Origin of the sequence: Escherichia ruysiae (assembly GCF_031323975.1) — a bacterium.
Lineage (GTDB): Bacteria > Pseudomonadota > Gammaproteobacteria > Enterobacterales > Enterobacteriaceae > Escherichia > Escherichia ruysiae.
The window spans coordinates 2,544,317-2,562,076 of the sequence record NZ_JAVIWS010000001.1 but is presented as its reverse complement, the minus strand read 5'-3'; the positions used below and the strand labels follow the sequence as shown (position 1 = coordinate 2,562,076).

At 50.7% G+C, this 17,760-nt stretch carries 16 protein-coding genes and 1 tRNA gene; 12 read left to right on the top strand and 5 right to left on the bottom strand.

Annotated features, from left to right (window positions below):
- Window positions 1–109: 109 nt before the first annotated feature.
- Window positions 110–199: a type I toxin-antitoxin system toxin TisB gene (gene tisB, locus RGV86_RS12400; RefSeq protein WP_000060506.1), complete on the bottom strand. Its 90-nt coding sequence runs from the start codon at window positions 197–199 to the stop codon at window positions 110–112.
- A 562-nt stretch (window positions 200–761) separates the two neighbouring features.
- Between tisB and ivbL the strand changes: the two genes are divergently transcribed.
- The 7 genes from ivbL to uhpT all read left to right on the top strand — a co-directional run bounded on the left by ivbL (window position 762) and on the right by uhpT (window position 8,042).
- Window positions 762–860: an ilvB operon leader peptide IvbL gene (ivbL, locus tag RGV86_RS12395; protein WP_016159932.1), complete on the top strand. Its 99-nt coding sequence runs from the start codon at window positions 762–764 to the stop codon at window positions 858–860.
- Window positions 861–964: 104 nt separating this feature from the next.
- Window positions 965–2,653 carry an acetolactate synthase large subunit gene (ilvB, locus tag RGV86_RS12390; protein WP_085461479.1) on the top strand — a complete coding sequence of 563 codons (1,689 nt, stop codon included), beginning with the start codon at window positions 965–967 and terminating at the stop codon, window positions 2,651–2,653.
- 3 nt (window positions 2,654–2,656) lie between these two features.
- Window positions 2,657–2,947: an acetolactate synthase small subunit gene (gene ilvN / locus RGV86_RS12385; RefSeq protein WP_001181709.1), complete on the top strand. Its 291-nt coding sequence runs from the start codon at window positions 2,657–2,659 to the stop codon at window positions 2,945–2,947.
- 73 nt (window positions 2,948–3,020) lie between these two features.
- A complete protein-coding gene (uhpA, locus tag RGV86_RS12380; protein ID WP_000633666.1) occupies window positions 3,021–3,611 on the top strand; it encodes a response regulator transcription factor UhpA in 591 nt (196 codons plus the stop codon).
- On the top strand, window positions 3,611–5,119 hold the full coding sequence (gene uhpB, locus RGV86_RS12375; RefSeq protein WP_010350494.1) for a signal transduction histidine-protein kinase/phosphatase UhpB: 1,509 nt from the start codon (window positions 3,611–3,613) through the stop codon (window positions 5,117–5,119). The genes uhpA and uhpB overlap by 1 nt, the downstream gene beginning before the upstream one ends.
- Window positions 5,120–5,128: 9 nt before the next feature.
- Window positions 5,129–6,448: an MFS transporter family glucose-6-phosphate receptor UhpC gene (uhpC, locus tag RGV86_RS12370; RefSeq protein ID WP_010350496.1), complete on the top strand. Its 1,320-nt coding sequence runs from the start codon at window positions 5,129–5,131 to the stop codon at window positions 6,446–6,448.
- Window positions 6,449–6,650: 202 nt separating this feature from the next.
- Window positions 6,651–8,042, top strand: coding sequence for a hexose-6-phosphate:phosphate antiporter UhpT (gene uhpT / locus RGV86_RS12365; protein WP_000879190.1), 1,392 nt, complete (start codon window positions 6,651–6,653; stop codon window positions 8,040–8,042).
- Window positions 8,043–8,085: 43 nt separating this feature from the next.
- On the opposite strand, the gene adeD is transcribed toward uhpT, so the two are convergent.
- Complete coding sequence (gene adeD / locus RGV86_RS12360) at window positions 8,086–9,852, bottom strand: adenine deaminase (protein ID WP_001065765.1); 1,767 nt, start codon at window positions 9,850–9,852, stop codon at window positions 8,086–8,088.
- Between the two features lie 174 nt (window positions 9,853–10,026).
- On the opposite strand from adeD, the gene adeQ reads away from it, so the two are divergent.
- The 3 genes from adeQ to nepI all read left to right on the top strand — a co-directional run bounded on the left by adeQ (window position 10,027) and on the right by nepI (window position 13,267).
- Window positions 10,027–11,361: an adenine permease AdeQ gene (gene adeQ, locus RGV86_RS12355; protein ID WP_016159934.1), complete on the top strand. Its 1,335-nt coding sequence runs from the start codon at window positions 10,027–10,029 to the stop codon at window positions 11,359–11,361.
- A gap of 52 nt (window positions 11,362–11,413) precedes the next feature.
- Entirely contained in the window at window positions 11,414–11,866 is a 453-nt protein-coding gene (locus tag RGV86_RS12350; protein ID WP_085461478.1) for a DUF1198 domain-containing protein, read from the top strand.
- Between the two features lie 210 nt (window positions 11,867–12,076).
- Window positions 12,077–13,267 carry a purine ribonucleoside efflux pump NepI gene (nepI, locus tag RGV86_RS12345; protein ID WP_085461476.1) on the top strand — a complete coding sequence of 397 codons (1,191 nt, stop codon included), beginning with the start codon at window positions 12,077–12,079 and terminating at the stop codon, window positions 13,265–13,267.
- Window positions 13,268–13,308: 41 nt separating this feature from the next.
- Here nepI and yicS read toward each other — a convergent pair whose 3' ends face one another.
- On the bottom strand, window positions 13,309–13,602 hold the full coding sequence (gene yicS, locus RGV86_RS12340; protein ID WP_010344417.1) for a protein YicS: 294 nt from the start codon (window positions 13,600–13,602) through the stop codon (window positions 13,309–13,311).
- 219 nt (window positions 13,603–13,821) lie between these two features.
- Between yicS and nlpA the strand changes: the two genes are divergently transcribed.
- Window positions 13,822–14,640 (top strand): lipoprotein NlpA, encoded by an 819-nt coding sequence (nlpA, locus tag RGV86_RS12335; RefSeq protein ID WP_085461475.1) that lies wholly within the window; start codon window positions 13,822–13,824, stop codon window positions 14,638–14,640.
- 25 nt (window positions 14,641–14,665) lie between these two features.
- Here nlpA and RGV86_RS12330 read toward each other — a convergent pair whose 3' ends face one another.
- The gene (locus RGV86_RS12330) at window positions 14,666–15,568 is read right to left on the bottom strand and encodes a carboxylate/amino acid/amine transporter (protein WP_000535939.1); all 903 of its coding nucleotides are present in this window, start codon (window positions 15,566–15,568) and stop codon (window positions 14,666–14,668) included.
- Window positions 15,569–16,051: 483 nt separating this feature from the next.
- Between RGV86_RS12330 and fliB the strand changes: the two genes are divergently transcribed.
- Entirely contained in the window at window positions 16,052–17,269 is a 1,218-nt protein-coding gene (gene fliB, locus RGV86_RS12325; protein ID WP_085461474.1) for a flagellin lysine-N-methylase, read from the top strand.
- A 162-nt stretch (window positions 17,270–17,431) separates the two neighbouring features.
- Here the strand turns inward: fliB and RGV86_RS12320 are convergent.
- Window positions 17,432–17,526, bottom strand: a tRNA-Sec gene (locus tag RGV86_RS12320).
- Window positions 17,527–17,760: the final 234 nt, after the last annotated feature.

Below are 17,760 nucleotides of genomic sequence, written 5' to 3'. Positions count from 1 at the left end.
ATAAAACCTTAACGCCACATCCGCCAGCATCGCATCCGACACCCATTTGCAAGCAGAATATAAAAGGGGAGCGGTTTCCCGCTCCCCTTTAGTGCGGCTTGAATCTGAATTACTTAAGATATTTCAGAACAGCATCAAGCAGTTGCAGTGCTGCAACAATGAGTTTGAGGATAAGAATGGCGATATCCACCAGGCTCATACGCGTCTCCTGTGGTTCAGGAGCACTACCAGCCGACGTACCTTTCCGCTGCCTGTTGCCAGCTGTTGTGCACGCGGTCTCTCAAGGAGAAACGTTGTGCTGTTGACATAACACAGTGTGCTCACGCGGGGTTAAGGCGCTGACGGCACCACCCGTTTCAGCCAGGACTTAGTGCGCCGGGTAACGATGCGGCCCCGCATAACACATTGCGTACAGTGATATTATAGAAGAGCACTGTATAAATAAACAGTAATTTTTGGACAAATTGCAAACTGTGATCGATACTCGACTATGCGTTAAAAAAGTCAAAATTCGTGCCGAAATTGCGTGTTCTATGCGGAACACGTATACTTTCAGTGTTGACATAATACAGTGTGCTTTGCGGTTACCAGCCGCGAGCGGCTGACGAAACCTCGCTCCGGCGGGGTTTTTTATTACCTGCGATTCAGTACAAAACGTGATCAATCCCTCAATTTTCCTTTGATGAAAAATTTTCCATTGTCTCCCCTGTAAACCTGTGCTTGTATAAATATTGTTAAACACAAAACCAACAAGGTCCCCAATGACTATTTCCATGCTCAACGCAAAACTACTACCAACTGCGCCATCCGCCGCAGTGGTCGTCGTGCGTGTGGTGGTGGTCGTCGGCAATGCGCCGTAGGGACTGGAACAACACACGATTCCAAAACCCCGCCGGCGCAAACCGGGCGGGGTTTTTCGTTTAAGCGCCCCCGGAAAGTCGGCTCAGAAGAAAAGGACTGGAGTATGGCAAGTTCGGGCATAATATCGACACGCAAGCGTTTTACTGGCGCAGAATTTATCGTTCATTTTCTGGAACAGCAGGGCATTAATATTGTGACGGGGATACCTGGCGGCTCGATTCTCCCTGTCTATGACGCCTTAAGCCAAAGCACGCAAATCCGCCATATTCTGGCTCGTCACGAACAAGGCGCGGGATTTATCGCCCAGGGGATGGCGCGTACCGACGGCAAACCCGCAGTTTGCATGGCCTGTAGTGGGCCGGGGGCGACTAATCTGGTGACTGCCATTGCCGATGCGCGGCTGGACTCTATCCCGCTGATTTGCATCACCGGTCAGGTTCCTGCCTCAATGATTGGCACCGACGCTTTCCAGGAAGTCGATACCTACGGCATCTCTATCCCCATCACCAAACATAACTATCTGGTCAGACATATCGAAGAACTCCCGCAGGTCATGAGCGATGCCTTCCGCATTGCGCAATCAGGCCGTCCTGGCCCGGTGTGGATAGACATTCCTAAGGATGTGCAAACAGCGGTTTTTGAGATTGAAGAACAACCTGTTATGGCAGAAAAAGCCGCCGCCCCCACCTTTAGCGAAGAAAGCGTTCGTGACGCTGCGGCAATGATTAACGCCGCCAAACGCCCGGTGCTTTATCTGGGGGGCGGTGTCATTAACGCGCCTGCACGGGTGCGTGAACTGGCAGAGAAAGCCCAGTTGCCCACCACCATGACCTTAATGGCGCTGGGCATGTTGCCGAAAGCGCATCCACTGTCGCTGGGTATGCTGGGGATGCACGGTGTGCGCAGCACCAACTATATCTTGCAGGAGGCGGATCTGTTGATTGTTCTCGGAGCACGTTTTGATGACCGGGCGATTGGCAAAACGGAGGAGTTCTGTCCGAACGCCAAAATCATCCATGTGGATATTGACCGCGCAGAGCTGGGTAAAGTGAAGCAACCGCATGTGGCGATACAGGCGGATGTCGATGACGTGCTGGCGCAACTGATCCCGCAGGTGGAAGCCCAGCCGCGAGCAGAGTGGCATCAACTGGTGGCTGATTTACAGCGCGAATACCCGTGTCCAATTCCAAAAGCGTGCGATCCGTTAACACATTACGGCCTGATTAATGCCGTTGCCGCCTGCGTGGATGACAACGCGATTATTACCACTGATGTTGGTCAGCATCAGATGTGGACGGCGCAGGCCTATCCGCTCAATCGCCCACGTCAGTGGCTGACCTCCGGTGGGCTGGGTACGATGGGCTTCGGCCTGCCTGCGGCGATTGGCGCGGCGCTGGCGAACCCCGATCGCAAAGTGTTGTGTTTTTCCGGTGACGGCAGTCTGATGATGAATATTCAGGAGATGGCCACCGCCAGCGAAAACCAGCTTGATGTCAAAATCATTCTGATGAACAACGAAGCTCTGGGGCTGGTGCATCAGCAACAAAGTCTGTTCTACAAGCAGGGTGTTTTTGCTGCCACTTATCCGGGCAAAATCAACTTTATGCAGATTGCCGCCGGATTCGGCCTCGAAACGTGTGATTTGAATAACGAAGCCGATCCGCAGGCCGCATTGCAGGAAATGATTAATCGCCCTGGTCCGGCACTGATCCATGTACGGATTGATGCGGAAGAAAAAGTTTACCCGATGGTGCCGCCAGGTGCGGCGAATACTGAAATGGTGGGGGAATAAACCATGCAAAATACAACTCATGACAACGTGATTCTGGAACTCACCGTTCGCAACCATCCTGGTGTAATGACCCACGTTTGTGGGCTTTTTGCCCGCCGCGCCTTTAACGTTGAGGGCATTCTCTGTCTGCCTGTTCAGGACAGCGACAAAAGCCATATCTGGCTACTGGTGAATGATGATCAGCGGCTGGAGCAGATGATAAGCCAGATAGACAAACTGGAAGATGTGGTAAAAGTGCAGCGTAATCAGTCCGACCCGACCATGTTTAACAAGATTGCTGTGTTCTTTCAGTAACCGCTCAAGGCTTGAACAGCGGCGCGCTTATCGTTAAGGTAAGCGCGTTTTTTTTACCCGCCAGGACAAGACCATGATAACCGTTGCCCTTATAGACGATCACCTTATCGTCCGCTCCGGCTTTGCGCAGTTGCTGGGGCTGGAACCTGATTTGCAGGTAGTTGCCGAGTTTGGTTCGGGGCGCGAGGCGCTGGCCGGGTTGCCAGGGCGCGGTGTGCAGGTGTGTATTTGCGACATCTCTATGCCGGATATTTCCGGTCTGGAGCTGCTAAGCCAACTACCGAAAGGCATGGCGACAATTATGCTCTCCGTTCACGACAGTCCGGCGCTGGTTGAACAGGCGCTCAATGCGGGGGCACGCGGCTTTCTCTCCAAACGCTGTAGCCCGGACGAACTGATTGCTGCGGTGCATACCGTTGCCACGGGCGGCTGTTATCTGACGCCAGATATCGCCATTAAACTGGCATCCGGTCGTCAGGATCCGCTGACCAAACGCGAACGTCAGGTAGCGGAAAAGCTGGCGCAAGGGATGGCGGTGAAAGAGATTGCCGCCGAACTGGGCTTGTCGCCGAAAACTGTGCACGTACATCGCGCTAATCTGATGGACAAACTGGGCGTCAGTAACGATGTTGAACTGGCTCGCCGCATGTTTGATGGCTGGTGATGAAGACATTTTTCTCCCGCTTAAATACTGTAATTTCCTGCTTTTTTATCTTCTCTGCCGCATGGTTTTGCCTGTGGAGTATTAGCCTGCATCTGGTTGAACGACCGGATCTGGCGGTATTGCTGTTTCCGTTTGGTCTGCGACTGGGGCTGATGTTGCAATGCCCGCGCGGATACTGGCCCGTGTTGCTGGGCGCGGAATGGCTGCTGATTTACTGGCTGACGCAGGCTGTCGGGTTAACGCATTTTCCGTTATTGATGATTGGTAGTTTATTGACGTTACTGCCCGTGGCGTTGATTTCCCGCTTTCGCCATCAGCGCGACTGGCGCACATTGTTGTTACAGGGGGCTGCGTTAACGGCGGCAGCGTTGTTACAGTCGCTGCCCTGGCTTTGGCACGGGTATGGTAACGAATCGTGGAACGCGCTGTTATTAACCTTAACAGGTGGTCTGACGCTGGCTCCTGTTTGCCTTGTGTTCTGGCACTACCTGGCTAATAACACCTGGCTGCCGCTAGGGCCGTCGCTGGTTTCTCAGCCGATAAACTGGCGCGGGCGGCATCTGATTTGGTACTTGCTGCTGTTTGTTATCAGCCTCTGGCTGCAATTGGGACTGCCGAACGAACTGTCGCGTTTTACGCCATTCTGCCTGGCGCTGCCGATTATCGCTCTGGCCTGGCACTATGGTTGGCAAGGGGCGCTGATTGCGACGTTGATGAATGCCATTGCACTGATTGCCAGCCAGACATGGCGCGATCATCCGGTAGATTTATTGCTCTCGCTTTTGGTGCAAAGTCTGACAGGGCTGTTACTGGGCGCAGGCATCCAGCGGTTGCGTGAACTTAACCAGTCGCTGCAAAAGGAGCTGGCACGCAATCAGCATCTTGCCGAACGTTTGCTGGAAACCGAAGAGAGCGTGCGCCGCGATGTGGCGCGTGAACTGCACGACGATATCGGTCAGACCATCACCGCCATTCGTACTCAGGCGGGCATTGTTCAGCGGCTGGCGGCAGATAACGCCAGCGTGAAGCAGAGCGGGCAGTTAATCGAACAACTGTCGCTGGGCGTTTACGACGCGGTGCGCCGCTTATTAGGACGGTTACGTCCGCGCCAGTTGGATGATCTCACCCTGGAGCAGGCTATCCGTTCATTGATGCGAGAAATGGAGCTGGAAGGTCGCGGCATTGTCAGTCATCTTGAATGGCGGATAGATGAATCAGCATTAAGTGAAAACCAGCGTGTGACGCTGTTTCGTGTCTGCCAGGAAGGGCTGAACAACATTGTGAAACATGCCGATGCCAGTGCGGTCACGCTGCAAGGCTGGCAGCAGGATGAGCGATTAATGCTGGTGATTGACGACGATGGTAGCGGTTTGCCGCCAGATTCAGGGCAACACGGTTTTGGTCTCACCGGAATGCGCGAGCGCGTAACGGCGTTGGGTGGCACCTTGACCATATCCTGTCTGCACGGCACGCGCGTCAGTGTCTCTCTACCCCAACGTTATGTGTAAGGCTTGATGATGTTGCAGTTCCTGAAAGCACCTGCCGACGCGCCGCTAATAAGCGATAAACGTGAAATTGATGCCCGCTATCGTTACTGGCGTCGGCATATTTTGCTGACAATCTGGTTGGGCTATGCGCTGTTTTATTTCACGCGTAAGAGTTTTAACGCCGCTATGCCAGAAATCCTTGCCACCGGTGTGCTAAGTCGTAGCGATATCGGCCTGTTAGCAACCCTGTTTTACATCACCTACGGCTTGTCGAAGTTTGTTTCCGGCATTGTCAGCGACCGCTCAAATGCGCGTTATTTTATGGGGATGGGGCTTATTGCGACTGGCATCATCAACATTCTGTTTGGATTTTCCACTTCGCTATGGGCGTTTGCCGTGCTCTGGGTGTTGAACGCTTTTTTCCAGGGCTGGGGTTCGCCGGTTTGTGCGCGGCTGTTAACCGCCTGGTATTCACGTACCGAGCGCGGCGGTTGGTGGGCGTTATGGAACACGGCGCATAACGTTGGCGGCGCGTTGATCCCTATTGTGATGGCGGCAGTTGCGCTGCATTACAGCTGGCGTATCGGGATGATGGTTGCCGGTTGTATGGCGATAGTCGTGGGGATTTTTCTTTGCTGGCGACTGCGCGATCGCCCGCAGGCATTAGGTTTACCGGCGGTCGGCGAATGGCGACACGACGCGCTGGAGGTCGCCCAGCAGCAGGAAGGCGCAGGGCTGACGCGTAAAGAGATCCTCACCAAATATGTGTTGCTGAATCCGTATATCTGGTTGCTTTCGTTCTGCTACGTGCTGGTCTACGTGGTTCGCGCAGCGATCAACGACTGGGGCAACTTGTACATGTCCGAGACGCTGGGCGTCGATCTGGTCACGGCGAATACAGCGGTGACGATGTTTGAACTGGGCGGATTTATCGGTGCGCTGGTTGCCGGTTGGGGTTCGGACAAACTGTTTAACGGCAACCGTGGGCCGATGAATTTGATTTTCGCCGCCGGGATTTTGCTATCAGTCGGCTCGCTGTGGCTAATGCCGTTTGCCAGCTACGTGATGCAGGCGACTTGCTTCTTCACCATTGGTTTTTTTGTTTTTGGCCCACAGATGTTAATCGGTATGGCAGCAGCAGAGTGTTCCCACAAAGAAGCGGCAGGGGCGGCGACGGGGTTTGTCGGCTTGTTTGCTTACCTGGGGGCGTCGCTTGCTGGTTGGCCGCTGGCGAAAGTGCTCGATACCTGGCACTGGAGCGGTTTTTTTGTGGTTATCTCCATTGCCGCCGGGATCTCGGCCTTGCTATTACTGCCCTTTTTGAATGCTCAGGCACCGCGCGAAGCGTGATACATCTCACCTTTTTACCTCATATCCGGCAAAACTAAGAAATTTTCCAGGTTTTGCCTGGACACTATCTCAGGCCTGATTGGCTGCTGATTTTTACAATGCCATCATTCATTAATTCTTTCCCCAATTAATTCAAGTTGCAGGAATACATGCAGCTAAAGCACCTGCGGCTTGAAGAATGATGGGAAATCAGGAGTAACCCATGCTGGCTTTCCTCAACCAGGTTCGCAAGCCGACTCTGGATCTTCCGCTCGAAGTGCGGCGCAAAATGTGGTTCAAACCGTTCATGCAATCCTACTTGGTGGTCTTTATTGGCTACCTGACGATGTATCTGATTCGCAAGAACTTTAACATTGCGCAGAACGACATGATCTCCACTTACGGGTTGAGCATGACGCAGTTGGGGATGATCGGCCTGGGCTTCTCCATCACTTATGGCGTGGGTAAAACGCTGGTCTCCTACTACGCCGACGGCAAAAACACCAAACAGTTCCTGCCTTTCATGCTGATCCTCTCTGCCATTTGTATGCTGGGCTTCAGCGCCAGTATGGGCAGCGGCTCGGTTAGCCTGTTCCTGATGATTGCGTTTTACGCCTTAAGCGGCTTTTTCCAGAGTACTGGCGGCTCATGCAGTTATTCCACCATCACCAAATGGACGCCGCGTCGTAAGCGCGGGACGTTTCTCGGTTTCTGGAACATTTCCCACAACCTCGGCGGTGCGGGCGCGGCGGGTGTGGCGCTGTTCGGCGCAAATTACCTGTTCGACGGTCATGTGATCGGCATGTTTATTTTCCCGTCGATTATCGCGCTGATTGTCGGTTTTATCGGCCTGCGTTACGGCAGTGACTCCCCTGAAGCGTATGGCCTCGGTAAAGCCGAAGAACTGTTTGGTGAAGAGATCAGCGAAGAGGACAAAGAGACGGAATCCACGGATATGACCAAGTGGCAGATCTTTGTTGAGTATGTGCTGAAAAACAAAGTGATCTGGCTGCTGTGCTTCGCCAACATCTTCCTGTACGTGGTGCGTATTGGTATCGACCAGTGGTCAACCGTATACGCGTTCCAGGAACTGAAACTCTCTAAAGCGGTGGCGATTCAGGGCTTTACGCTGTTTGAAGCAGGCGCACTGGTCGGTACTCTGCTGTGGGGCTGGCTCTCTGACCTGGCGAACGGTCGCCGTGGCCTGGTAGCCTGCATCGCGCTGGCGCTGATTATCGCGACACTCGGTGTGTATCAGCACGCCAGCAATCAATATATCTACCTGGCTTCTCTCTTTGCATTAGGTTTCCTGGTATTTGGTCCGCAACTGTTGATTGGCGTGGCGGCTGTTGGCTTTGTACCGAAAAAAGCGATCGGCGCTGCCGACGGGATTAAAGGCACCTTCGCCTACCTGATTGGTGACAGCTTTGCCAAGTTAGGTCTGGGGATGATTGCCGATGGTACTCCGGTATTCGGCCTCACCGGCTGGGCTGGAACCTTCGCCGCGCTGGATATCGCCGCAATTGGCTGTATCTGTCTGATGGCGATAGTCGCGGTGATGGAAGAACGCAAAATCCGCCGCGAGAAAAAAATTCAGCAGTTGACAGTGGCATAAACGTAACTGGTGACTTTTGCCCGGCATGACGCCGGGCATTTTTTTATTCCGCAATTTCCAGCGTAGTGAAGGCAAACTTCTCGCCATCAAACAACCCCTGGCTGGTCAGTTTCAACGCGGGGATCACTGGCAGGGAAAGAAACGCCATCTGAATAAACGGTTCATCCGGTAACGAACCACATTTGCGGGCGGCAACTTTCAGGGCGTCAATTTGCTCCGCCAGCGACTGCGCCGTGTCGGTGCTCATCAGGCCGGCAATGGGCAACGGTAGATGGCTCTGCACCTGACCGTCACGCACCACACACAGCCCGCCGCCATCCTGAATCACCTGATTTACCGCCAGCGCCATCTCTTCCGTACTACGACCGATCACCACAATGTTATGGCTGTCATGGCTAACCGTCGCAGCCAGTGCACCTTCATTCAGACCAAAGCCCCCAAGCAAACCACAGGCCGGAGCCAGTCGTTGCCCGTAACGCTCAAGCACGGCAATAAAGCACACATCATCGCGATCAAAACCATTTTCACTATAGACGCTGGAGCGGGAGTGCGTAATCAGCTCATTATGGATAACGTCAATGACCCGATAGCGTTTTCCGGGCGTAAATTGTAGGGCAAAGTCGCTGGCGGAAACCGGCTGGCGAGCAATAGTATTGCCATACGGTGGGGCGGATTGCGCCAGTCTCGCCGACTCTTGTGCTTGCAAGGTTTGCGCGTCAATCGGTTCGCCTTTCACCAGTACCTGCTGCACCGTGACCTTACGCGCATCACTTAACAGGACGATATCGGCCTGCTTGCCGGGCGCCAGTAAACCGAGATGATTAAGACCAAAATGGCGCGCTGTTGACCAACTGGCGACGCGATATGCCACATGCAGCGGCACATTGTGCTGTTCGATCAGGCGGCGAATTAAGGCATCGATATGCCCTTCATGGGCGATTTCCCACGGGTTACGGTCATCGGTACAGAGCATACATTGCGGGCTATTAAATTCGTTGATTAACGGAGCCAGCGCGTTGAGGTTGCGGGCAGCGGATCCTTCGCGGATCATCAACGACATGCCGAGTTGTAATTTCCGACGGCCTTCTTCCAGCAAATAGCTCTCATGGCAGTTTTCAATACCGGCAGCAATATAGGCGTTAAGTTCTTTACCGCCTAAACCGGGGCAGTGACCGTCCAGCGTCAGATGGCGAAACGCGTCCAGTTTATCGAGCAGCGCATCCTGCCCGCTAATTACGCCAGGGTAGTCCATCATTTCCGCGAGGCCGGTAACCTGCGGGTGATCTCGCCAGGCGAGCATCTGTTCGAGAGTAAAACTGGCGCCGTTTACATCGCAGCCTTCCAGTGCGGGTACGCAAGAGCTGACTTGCAAATACTGATTCTGCTTTGCCTGTTCTGCGCAGCGAGCAAACCAGGCGAATCCGGATTCGCCCATGACATTGACGATTTCATGGGGATCGCAAATAACAGTTGTCAGGCCGCGTGGTAGGGTGGCGGTTTCAAAGGTGACTGGCGTCATCATGCTGGATTCAATATGCAGGTGAGCATCAATAAATCCTGGTACTGCCGTTGCGCCGTTAGCATCAATTCGGTGCAAAGCCGGAGCGTTGACGTATTCTGCGCCAACACCAGCAATGTAACGCCCTTTAATCACAATCGGGCCGGAAATTTCTCCGCCATTGATCAGATCCAAAATAGAGACATTATCAATAATATAATCGGCAACGGCTTCGCCACGGGATACGGCTAACAATTCCTGGTATTCGCTCCGACTAATGTAATGAAATTTATGGCTAATAGAATTATTCATGTTTTTCTCATTTTGATTTTATCAAATTGATTATTATTTATCATAAAGAAACGTCGCGAGATTATTAAAGAATATCCATTAATGTGCAATTGAAATGTGATAATTATCACTGAACCAGTGTTGTCATTTGTTTTACAAAAGCAAGGATTTAAATTTCCTTCAATGGACAAAAAAATGAATAATGACAATACCGATTACGTGAGTAATGAATCAGGGACGCTTTCGCGATTATTTAAACTTCCTCAACATGGAACCACCGTCCGCACAGAATTGATTGCGGGGATGACTACTTTTTTAACCATGGTGTACATCGTTTTTGTTAACCCGCAAATCCTTGGCGCGGCACAAATGGACCCGAAAGTGGTATTTGTCACCACCTGTTTAATTGCCGGTATTGGCAGTATTGCGATGGGGATATTTGCTAACTTACCCGTGGCGCTGGCACCGGCAATGGGGCTGAACGCCTTCTTCGCGTTCGTGGTCGTGGGGGCGATGGGGATCTCCTGGCAGACCGGGATGGGAGCCATATTCTGGGGCGCAATCGGACTGTTTTTGCTCACGCTCTTTCGTATCCGTTACTGGATGATTTCCAACATTCCATTAAGTTTACGTATTGGTATCACCAGTGGTATCGGGTTATTTATTGCCTTGATGGGATTAAAAAATACCGGTGTTATTGTCGCCAATAAAGATACGCTGGTTATGATTGGCGATTTAAGTTCTCACGGCGTGTTGTTAGGTATTTTAGGTTTTTTTATTATAACCGTGTTGTCATCACGTAATTTTCATGCGGCGGTGTTGGTTTCTATTGTTGTTACTTCCTGCTGTGGATTATTTTTCGGTGATGTTCATTTTAGCGGTATCTATTCCATTCCACCCGATATTAGCGGTGTCATTGGTGAAGTCGATTTGAGCGGCGCGTTGTCGCTTGAACTTGCCGGTATCATTTTCTCCTTTATGCTGATCAACCTATTTGATTCATCAGGAACATTAATTGGGGTAACTGATAAAGCTGGCTTAATAGATAGTAACGGTAAATTCCCCAATATGAATAAGGCGCTGTATGTCGATAGCGTCAGTTCGGTGGCGGGTGCGTTTATCGGCACCTCGTCTGTTACCGCCTATATTGAAAGTACTTCTGGTGTGGCGGTCGGTGGCCGCACGGGGCTGACTGCGGTTGTGGTCGGCGTTATGTTCCTGTTGGTTATGTTCTTCTCACCGCTGGTGGCAATGGTTCCACCCTATGCGACTGCCGGGGCGCTCATCTTCGTGGGCGTGTTAATGACCTCAAGTCTGGCGCGCGTTAACTGGGATGATTTTACCGAATCGGTGCCCGCATTTATTACTACGGTGATGATGCCCTTTACTTTCTCGATCACTGAAGGTATCGCGCTGGGCTTTATGTCGTACTGCATTATGAAAGTTTGTACCGGACGATGGCGCGATCTGAACCTGTGTGTGGTGGTTGTAGCGGCGCTGTTTGCGCTGAAAATCATCCTGGTGGATTAGTATCTGATAAGTGTTTCCAGATATCATGAGGGCCGGTTACGCAGGAGAACTCATGATCTGGATAATGCTCGCTACGATGGCGGTGGTGTTTGTGATTGGTTTTCGGGTGCTGACATCCGGAGCCAGAAAGGCGATTCGCCGTCTCAGCGATCGGCTGAATATTGATGTCGTACCCATCGAATCGATGGTCGATCAGATGGGAAAGTCAGCGGGTGACGAATTTTTACGTTATCTGCATCGCCCGGATGAGTCGCACCTGCAAAATGCTGCGCAGGTGTTGCTCATCTGGCAAATTGTCATTGTCGATGGTAGCGAACAGAACCTGTTGCAATGGCATCGAATTTTACAAAAAGCCCGCCTCGCAGCTCCCATTACCGACGCTCAGGTCAGGCTGGCGCTGGGTTTTCTGCGCGAAACAGAACCTGAAATGCAGGAGATTAACGCTTTCCAGATGCGCTATAACGCGTTCTTTCAGCCTGCCGAGGGCGTTCACTGGCTGCATTAAAACCGCTTCGTCTTATCAGCCTACAGACCGCGCCTGACCTGTAGGGGGGATAAGGCGTTCATGCCGCATTCGGTAATCTTTGCCCTGTTCCGTTTCGATCTTAACTCCAGCTCAAGCAACACCGTAAAAGTTGCAGAAACGTTAAATACGTCACACATTTCAATGCTAGACTGACCGGCTTTTCCCCTGAAACATGCCACGGGTAACACCATGAGTGAACATATCGAAGAAAACTGTGGCGCGGATGCCATCACCCGACCGAACTGGTCAGCCGTTTTCTCGGTGGCGTTTTGCGTCGCCTGCCTGATTATCGTTGAGTTTTTACCTGTCAGTTTGCTGACGCCGATGGCGCAGGATTTAGGCATTTCGGAAGGGCTTGCCGGGCAATCGGTGACCGTGACCGCCTTTGTGGCGATGTTTGCCAGTTTGTTTATTACCCAGACAATTCAGGCCACCGACCGCCGCTACGTTGTTATTTTGTTCGCCGTTTTGCTGACGCTCTCTTGCTTACTGGTTTCCTTTGCCAGCTCGTTCAGAATGTTATTAATCGGTCGAGCCTGTCTGGGGCTGGCGCTGGGCGGATTCTGGGCGATGTCAGCGTCACTGACCATGCGTCTGGTGCCGCCTCGTACGGTGCCGAAGGCGCTGTCGGTGATCTTCGGCGCGGTTTCTATTGCGCTGGTGATTGCCGCGCCGTTAGGCAGCTTTTTAGGCGAGCTTATCGGCTGGCGCAATGTCTTTAATGCGGCAGCGGTGATGGGCGTGCTGTGTATTATCTGGATTATCAAATCATTGCCTTCGCTGCCTGGCGAACCGTCACATCAGAAGCAAAATACCTTCCGTATGTTGCAGCGTCCGGGGGTGATGGCCGGGATGATCGCTATCTTTATGTCCTTTGCGGGGCAATTCGCTTTCTTCACCTATATTCGACCGGTATATATGAATCTGGCGGGATTCGGCGTAGATGGCTTAACGCTGGTGCTGTTGAGTTTTGGTATCGCCAGTTTTGTCGGTACGTCGCTTTCGTCGATCATTCTTAAACGTTCAGTAAAACTGGCCTTAGCGGGAGCACCGTTAGTGCTTGCTCTTAGTGCACTGGTACTGACGTTGTGGGGAAGCGATAAAATTATTGCTACCGGTGTGGCGATTATCTGGGGGCTGACCTTTGCTTTAATTCCCGTGGGCTGGTCAACGTGGATCACCCGCTCATTAGCCGATCAGGCAGAAAAGGCGGGATCTATTCAGGTGGCTGTTATTCAGCTTGCCAATACCTGCGGCGCGGCAATTGGTGGTTATGCACTGGATAACATTGGTCTGACTTCGCCGTTAATATTGTCCGGCACGTTGATGTTGCTTACCGCGCTGTTGGTTACTGCAAAAGTGAAAATGAAGAAATCCTGATATCAGGTTAAAGAAGTGTTGGTCAGTGGCTGTTGCCGCTCTTACATATCCGGGCATTCTACCCTGCCCAACGCTTCCCAGTAGTTACTCTGATTATTACGCTCCATCGCCACGATGGCTTCGCGTATGTGTTGTTTATTGCTTTCATCAGACAACATTAACTTTTCCCACGCTTCATCTGATAACGATGCCTGCGGGGTACAAATTTTTCGCAAATCCTGTAATACCGTATTTTTCTCTTTCGCCGATTGTAACGAGCTAAAAGGCGACTCGGCATACACCATACCCGGCATCGCGAAAACAGCGAAAATAAGAAGCAGCGTCGTTGGTTTCATGAGTTCTACCTTTTTACAAATGGCATCGAATGAAGCATAAGTGTAGTTTGTTTTCATCGCTCTAATCATGCTGTACGAAACGCGTTTTAGTATTCAGTAAGAAGTGCCAGACCTTATATTCCTCTTTTATTCCTTTTTCTTCTTATCGATAGCATTTCGTTTTTTAACCGCAGCGACCTTACCGCTATAGTCAGGTCATCATTAATAAAAGGATAAAAAATGAAACTGACAACACATCATCTACGAACAGGAGCAGCGTTATTACTGGCAGGAATACTACTGGCAGGCTGCGACCAGCAAAGCAGCGATACCAAACACATCAAAGTTGGCGTCATAAACGGTGCCGAACAAGATGTGGCGGAAGTCGCAAAAAAAGTGGCTAAAGAGAAGTATGGCCTTGAGGTTGAACTGATTGGATTTAGCGGTTCATTGCTGCCGAACGATGCAACAAATCATGGTGAACTGGATGCCAATGTATTCCAGCATCGTCCTTTCCTTGAACAGGATAATCAGGCGCACGGTTATAAACTGGTGGCGGTGGGAAATACCTTTGTATTCCCCATGGCGGGATATTCGAAAAAAATTAAAACGGTCGATCAGCTAAAAGATGGGGCGACAGTGGCGATTCCGAATGATCCGACCAACCTTGGGCGGGCGTTGTTACTTTTGCAAAAAGAGAAACTGATTACGTTGAAAGAAGGGAAAGGTTTACTGCCAACGGCATTGGATATTACCGATAACCCGCGTCATTTGCAGATAATGGAACTGGAGGGGGCACAGTTGCCGCGTGTACTGGACGACCCGAAAGTGGATGTGGCGATTATCAGCACGACTTATATTCAGCAAACCGGGCTTTCCCCGGTGCATGACAGCGTATTTATTGAAGATAAAAATTCGCCGTATGTGAACATTCTGGTGGCGCGGGAAGATAACAAGGATGCAGAAAACGTGAAGGAATTTTTGCAATCTTATCAATCACCAGAAGTTGCTAAAGCGGCAGAAACTATCTTTAACGGTGGCGCGGTGCCGGGCTGGTAATTATCAACCGCGCCGCGCCAGACGATCACATTTTTCTGGCGCGGCGGCGGGAATCCATTGAAATCAAAATCACCGATGACAGAATCAGCAGCGTTCCCAGCCAGTCAGGTAATGTGAAAGTGATCCCCAGCAACAGCAAAGAGAGCAGCGCGCTACTTAATGGCTCTGCACAGCTCAAAATGCTGGCTTTTGGCCCGCCAATTAACTGTGCGCCTTTCAGATACAGACTAAAGGTTAGCGAAGTTCCAATTACCACCAGATAGAAAAATGCCAGAATCAGGCTGCCATTAACCACGAAATTTGTTCCTTGTCCGGCATAAAAGGGCAACAGGATCAGACCTCCAATGAGCATACTCCAGCCGACCACTGGCAACGTGCCGTAACGGGAAATGAGCGTTGAGGGGTATGTCGTATAGAATGCGGCAGCAAATGCCGAGGCGATACCCCAGAATAACGCAGCAGGAGAGATCGATAATGACGTCGGATTACCGTGCGTCACCAATAAAAACGTACCAATCAGCGATGTCAGAATGGCGCAAAAAACCAGGATGCCGGGGCGTGATTTACGTACCAGTGAGAACCATGCCACGATAATCGTTGGTGATAAAAATTGCAGCACCGTTGCTGTAGCGGCATTGGATTTTTCAATTGTCAGTAAGAAAGTAAGCTGGACGGTCAGTGCGCCAACAACGGAAAAAATCAGCAGGCTGATGGCATCTTTATGATTTTTAATGATTGAGAAGACTTTATCGCCGTGGACAAAGGAGAGCGTTAGCAGAATAAAACCGGCAAATATCAGTCGCGTCATAGTCAGAAACTGCGATGACATCTGGCTTTGCTCCATGATGTATTGTGCGCAGACACCTGAACTTCCCCACAATACGGCGGCAATTAGAACGTTCAGCATCCCCTTTCTGGTGGAACCCATTTTTCCCCTCTACATACGGTTTTGTCATTTATGTATGCAGGCATGATAGCAAAAATGGCAAGGATGGCTCTGTTCATATAAGGCATATTTATGTTGCCTTTCAGCAATAGTTACGTATCTTGAGCAATAACAGGCAGACCATTGATACGTCTGACATTATTATCGCCAGCCAGAAGCAGTCTGAAAATAAAATCGACCGTGAGGCTTTTATATTATCCTCGTCGGAATCATAAATATTTTTCTCATAAGTATCCTTCATAGTTTGCGTCGGTCGTTATTCAAAAGCATTGAAATCTCTTATCACGTCGCAACGAAATATTTTGGCATTAGCGTACTGATAAATGGTCAGGGGGATTTGATGAGGTCGAGCATTATTTTTATCTTTATGAAACGCGTGAAATGCTTATTAAACCGTCATGTTATGGCGTTATCATTTTTTTCTGACTGCGTGCTACTGTTCGCTTTTTAAACGCGAAGAATGCTATGCAAATCCATAAAGTGATCAAACCCGAGTTTGTGAAGAAGTTTTCCTGTGTCGGACCTGACTGCCTGATTTCCTGTTGTCAGGGATGGCAAATAGATATCGACAAGAAAACTCATCATGATTACCTCAACGCACACCATCCGGAAATTTCCAGGCTGGCGAAAGAGAATTTGATGCTGGTGCGAAAAGGTAAACAAAGATATTCGAGAATTAAGCTGGACGCGCAGGGGCAGTGTCCGTTTCTCGACGAAAATAAACTCTGCCTGGTTCATCGCGAGCTGGGAGGCAACGCGCTTTCAGTTACCTGTTCTACTTATCCACGTTGTAAAAAGCACTACGCGGATACAACTCGTTATTCGATGACGCTTTCATGTCCGGAAGTAGCCCGGCTGGTATTGTTCGATGCCGACAGCATGTTAGTGCATGAACAAGATGAGCTGCTGGCGAAGGCGAAAAACAATATCATCGCCCGGCAGCAGCCGGTTAATCAGATCCAACAGATTGTGCATCTCTTTGCCTGGCACCTTCTACAGGCGCCATCGTTGAACGTTGAAGAGAACCTGATGGCGCTGGCACAGTTTATGGTTTACTTGCAACGCATTGAGTTCGATCTGCATCGCCATTTTGCGCAGGCCGAACAGTATCATCAGGAACTATTAAGCGAGCTGGCGGCAGGTATAAGTTTGATTCATCGCTCAACGTCAACGGAGTCGGTTGGATTGAAGGTGCGCGCGCTGTCGGCATTGGGTTCACTTATCGCGAATGAAGGCGCCAGGGATAACATTATCGCTGGGGTGCATCGGAAGATGGCAGTGTATTTAAACATTACAGCCAGCACGGATAAGCAGGATCTGGTCGATAAGTTTGCAGTTCTGGATAAGCAATGGCAGCAGCTTTGCCAGGATTCTATCCTCAGCGCCCCGCATGTATTGCGCAATTTACTGACCTACAAAATTTACCACTGTCATTTTCCGGATGCTGATTTCTCAACGATCATGCGCCAGGTTTACCGTTTAATCCTCGATTATTTCTATATTAAGCATTTGTTGAGTGTGACATCGCTGGAAGTAACACCAGATGAGGCAACGGTGTTGAAGATTGTGGCGAGCCTTGCCGAGAAAACTTTGCATTCGCCAATTATCAATGAGCGGATGGATAAAGCGATTGACATGATCAATGCCGGGGACGATCTCTCCTGTCTGCTGTTGATTTGTTAAATTCGCCTGCCGGAGACTGGGTTAAGTCTTTGTCTGACATGTCGCCGCCATTGCAATAAATGTTAAGAACGAACTCGGTTAAGCCGAATGAATCATGAACAGAAGAAAATGTCTGGTTTTAATCGTATTACAAGGGATTGGTGAACATCAGTAGAGGCATTTTGGCGGAAGATCACAGGAGTCGAACCTGCCCGGGACCGCTGGCGGCCCCAACTGGATTTGAAGTCCAGCCGCCTCACCGGAGACGACGATCTTCCGCGCCTCGATTGCTACATGGAGGCGGGGCGCATTATAGCTAGTTCCTCGCCTTATCACATCCCCCATCACACTTTTTTCCGTATCGTTTCGTCTTGCCATGATTCCTTTCACAGAAACCTTCAGCAAATCCATAAGTTACATTTTGGCGCTACCGCGATCACAGAAAACAAGAAACGTAAGTTGATAACAAAAAATAGCAATATCCGCACTCTTAAGGATGGTTTACTTTCGGG

Excerpts from the sequence above, each read along its gene's own strand:
- tisB (WP_000060506.1), bottom strand. The coding sequence starts at position 199 with ATGAGCCTGGTGGATATCGCCATTCTTATCCTCAAACTCATTGTTGCA.
- ivbL (WP_016159932.1), top strand. The coding sequence starts at position 762 with ATGACTATTTCCATGCTCAACGCAAAACTACTACCAACTGCGCCATCC.
- ilvB (WP_085461479.1), top strand. The coding sequence starts at position 965 with ATGGCAAGTTCGGGCATAATATCGACACGCAAGCGTTTTACTGGCGCA.
- ilvN (WP_001181709.1), top strand. The coding sequence starts at position 2,657 with ATGCAAAATACAACTCATGACAACGTGATTCTGGAACTCACCGTTCGC.
- uhpA (WP_000633666.1), top strand. The coding sequence starts at position 3,021 with ATGATAACCGTTGCCCTTATAGACGATCACCTTATCGTCCGCTCCGGC.
- uhpB (WP_010350494.1), top strand. The coding sequence starts at position 3,611 with ATGAAGACATTTTTCTCCCGCTTAAATACTGTAATTTCCTGCTTTTTT.
- uhpC (WP_010350496.1), top strand. The coding sequence starts at position 5,129 with ATGTTGCAGTTCCTGAAAGCACCTGCCGACGCGCCGCTAATAAGCGAT.
- uhpT (WP_000879190.1), top strand. The coding sequence starts at position 6,651 with ATGCTGGCTTTCCTCAACCAGGTTCGCAAGCCGACTCTGGATCTTCCG.
- adeD (WP_001065765.1), bottom strand. The coding sequence starts at position 9,852 with ATGAATAATTCTATTAGCCATAAATTTCATTACATTAGTCGGAGCGAA.
- adeQ (WP_016159934.1), top strand. The coding sequence starts at position 10,027 with ATGAATAATGACAATACCGATTACGTGAGTAATGAATCAGGGACGCTT.
- RGV86_RS12350 (WP_085461478.1), top strand. The coding sequence starts at position 11,414 with ATGATCTGGATAATGCTCGCTACGATGGCGGTGGTGTTTGTGATTGGT.
- nepI (WP_085461476.1), top strand. The coding sequence starts at position 12,077 with ATGAGTGAACATATCGAAGAAAACTGTGGCGCGGATGCCATCACCCGA.
- yicS (WP_010344417.1), bottom strand. The coding sequence starts at position 13,602 with ATGAAACCAACGACGCTGCTTCTTATTTTCGCTGTTTTCGCGATGCCG.
- nlpA (WP_085461475.1), top strand. The coding sequence starts at position 13,822 with ATGAAACTGACAACACATCATCTACGAACAGGAGCAGCGTTATTACTG.
- RGV86_RS12330 (WP_000535939.1), bottom strand. The coding sequence starts at position 15,568 with ATGGGTTCCACCAGAAAGGGGATGCTGAACGTTCTAATTGCCGCCGTA.
- fliB (WP_085461474.1), top strand. The coding sequence starts at position 16,052 with ATGCAAATCCATAAAGTGATCAAACCCGAGTTTGTGAAGAAGTTTTCC.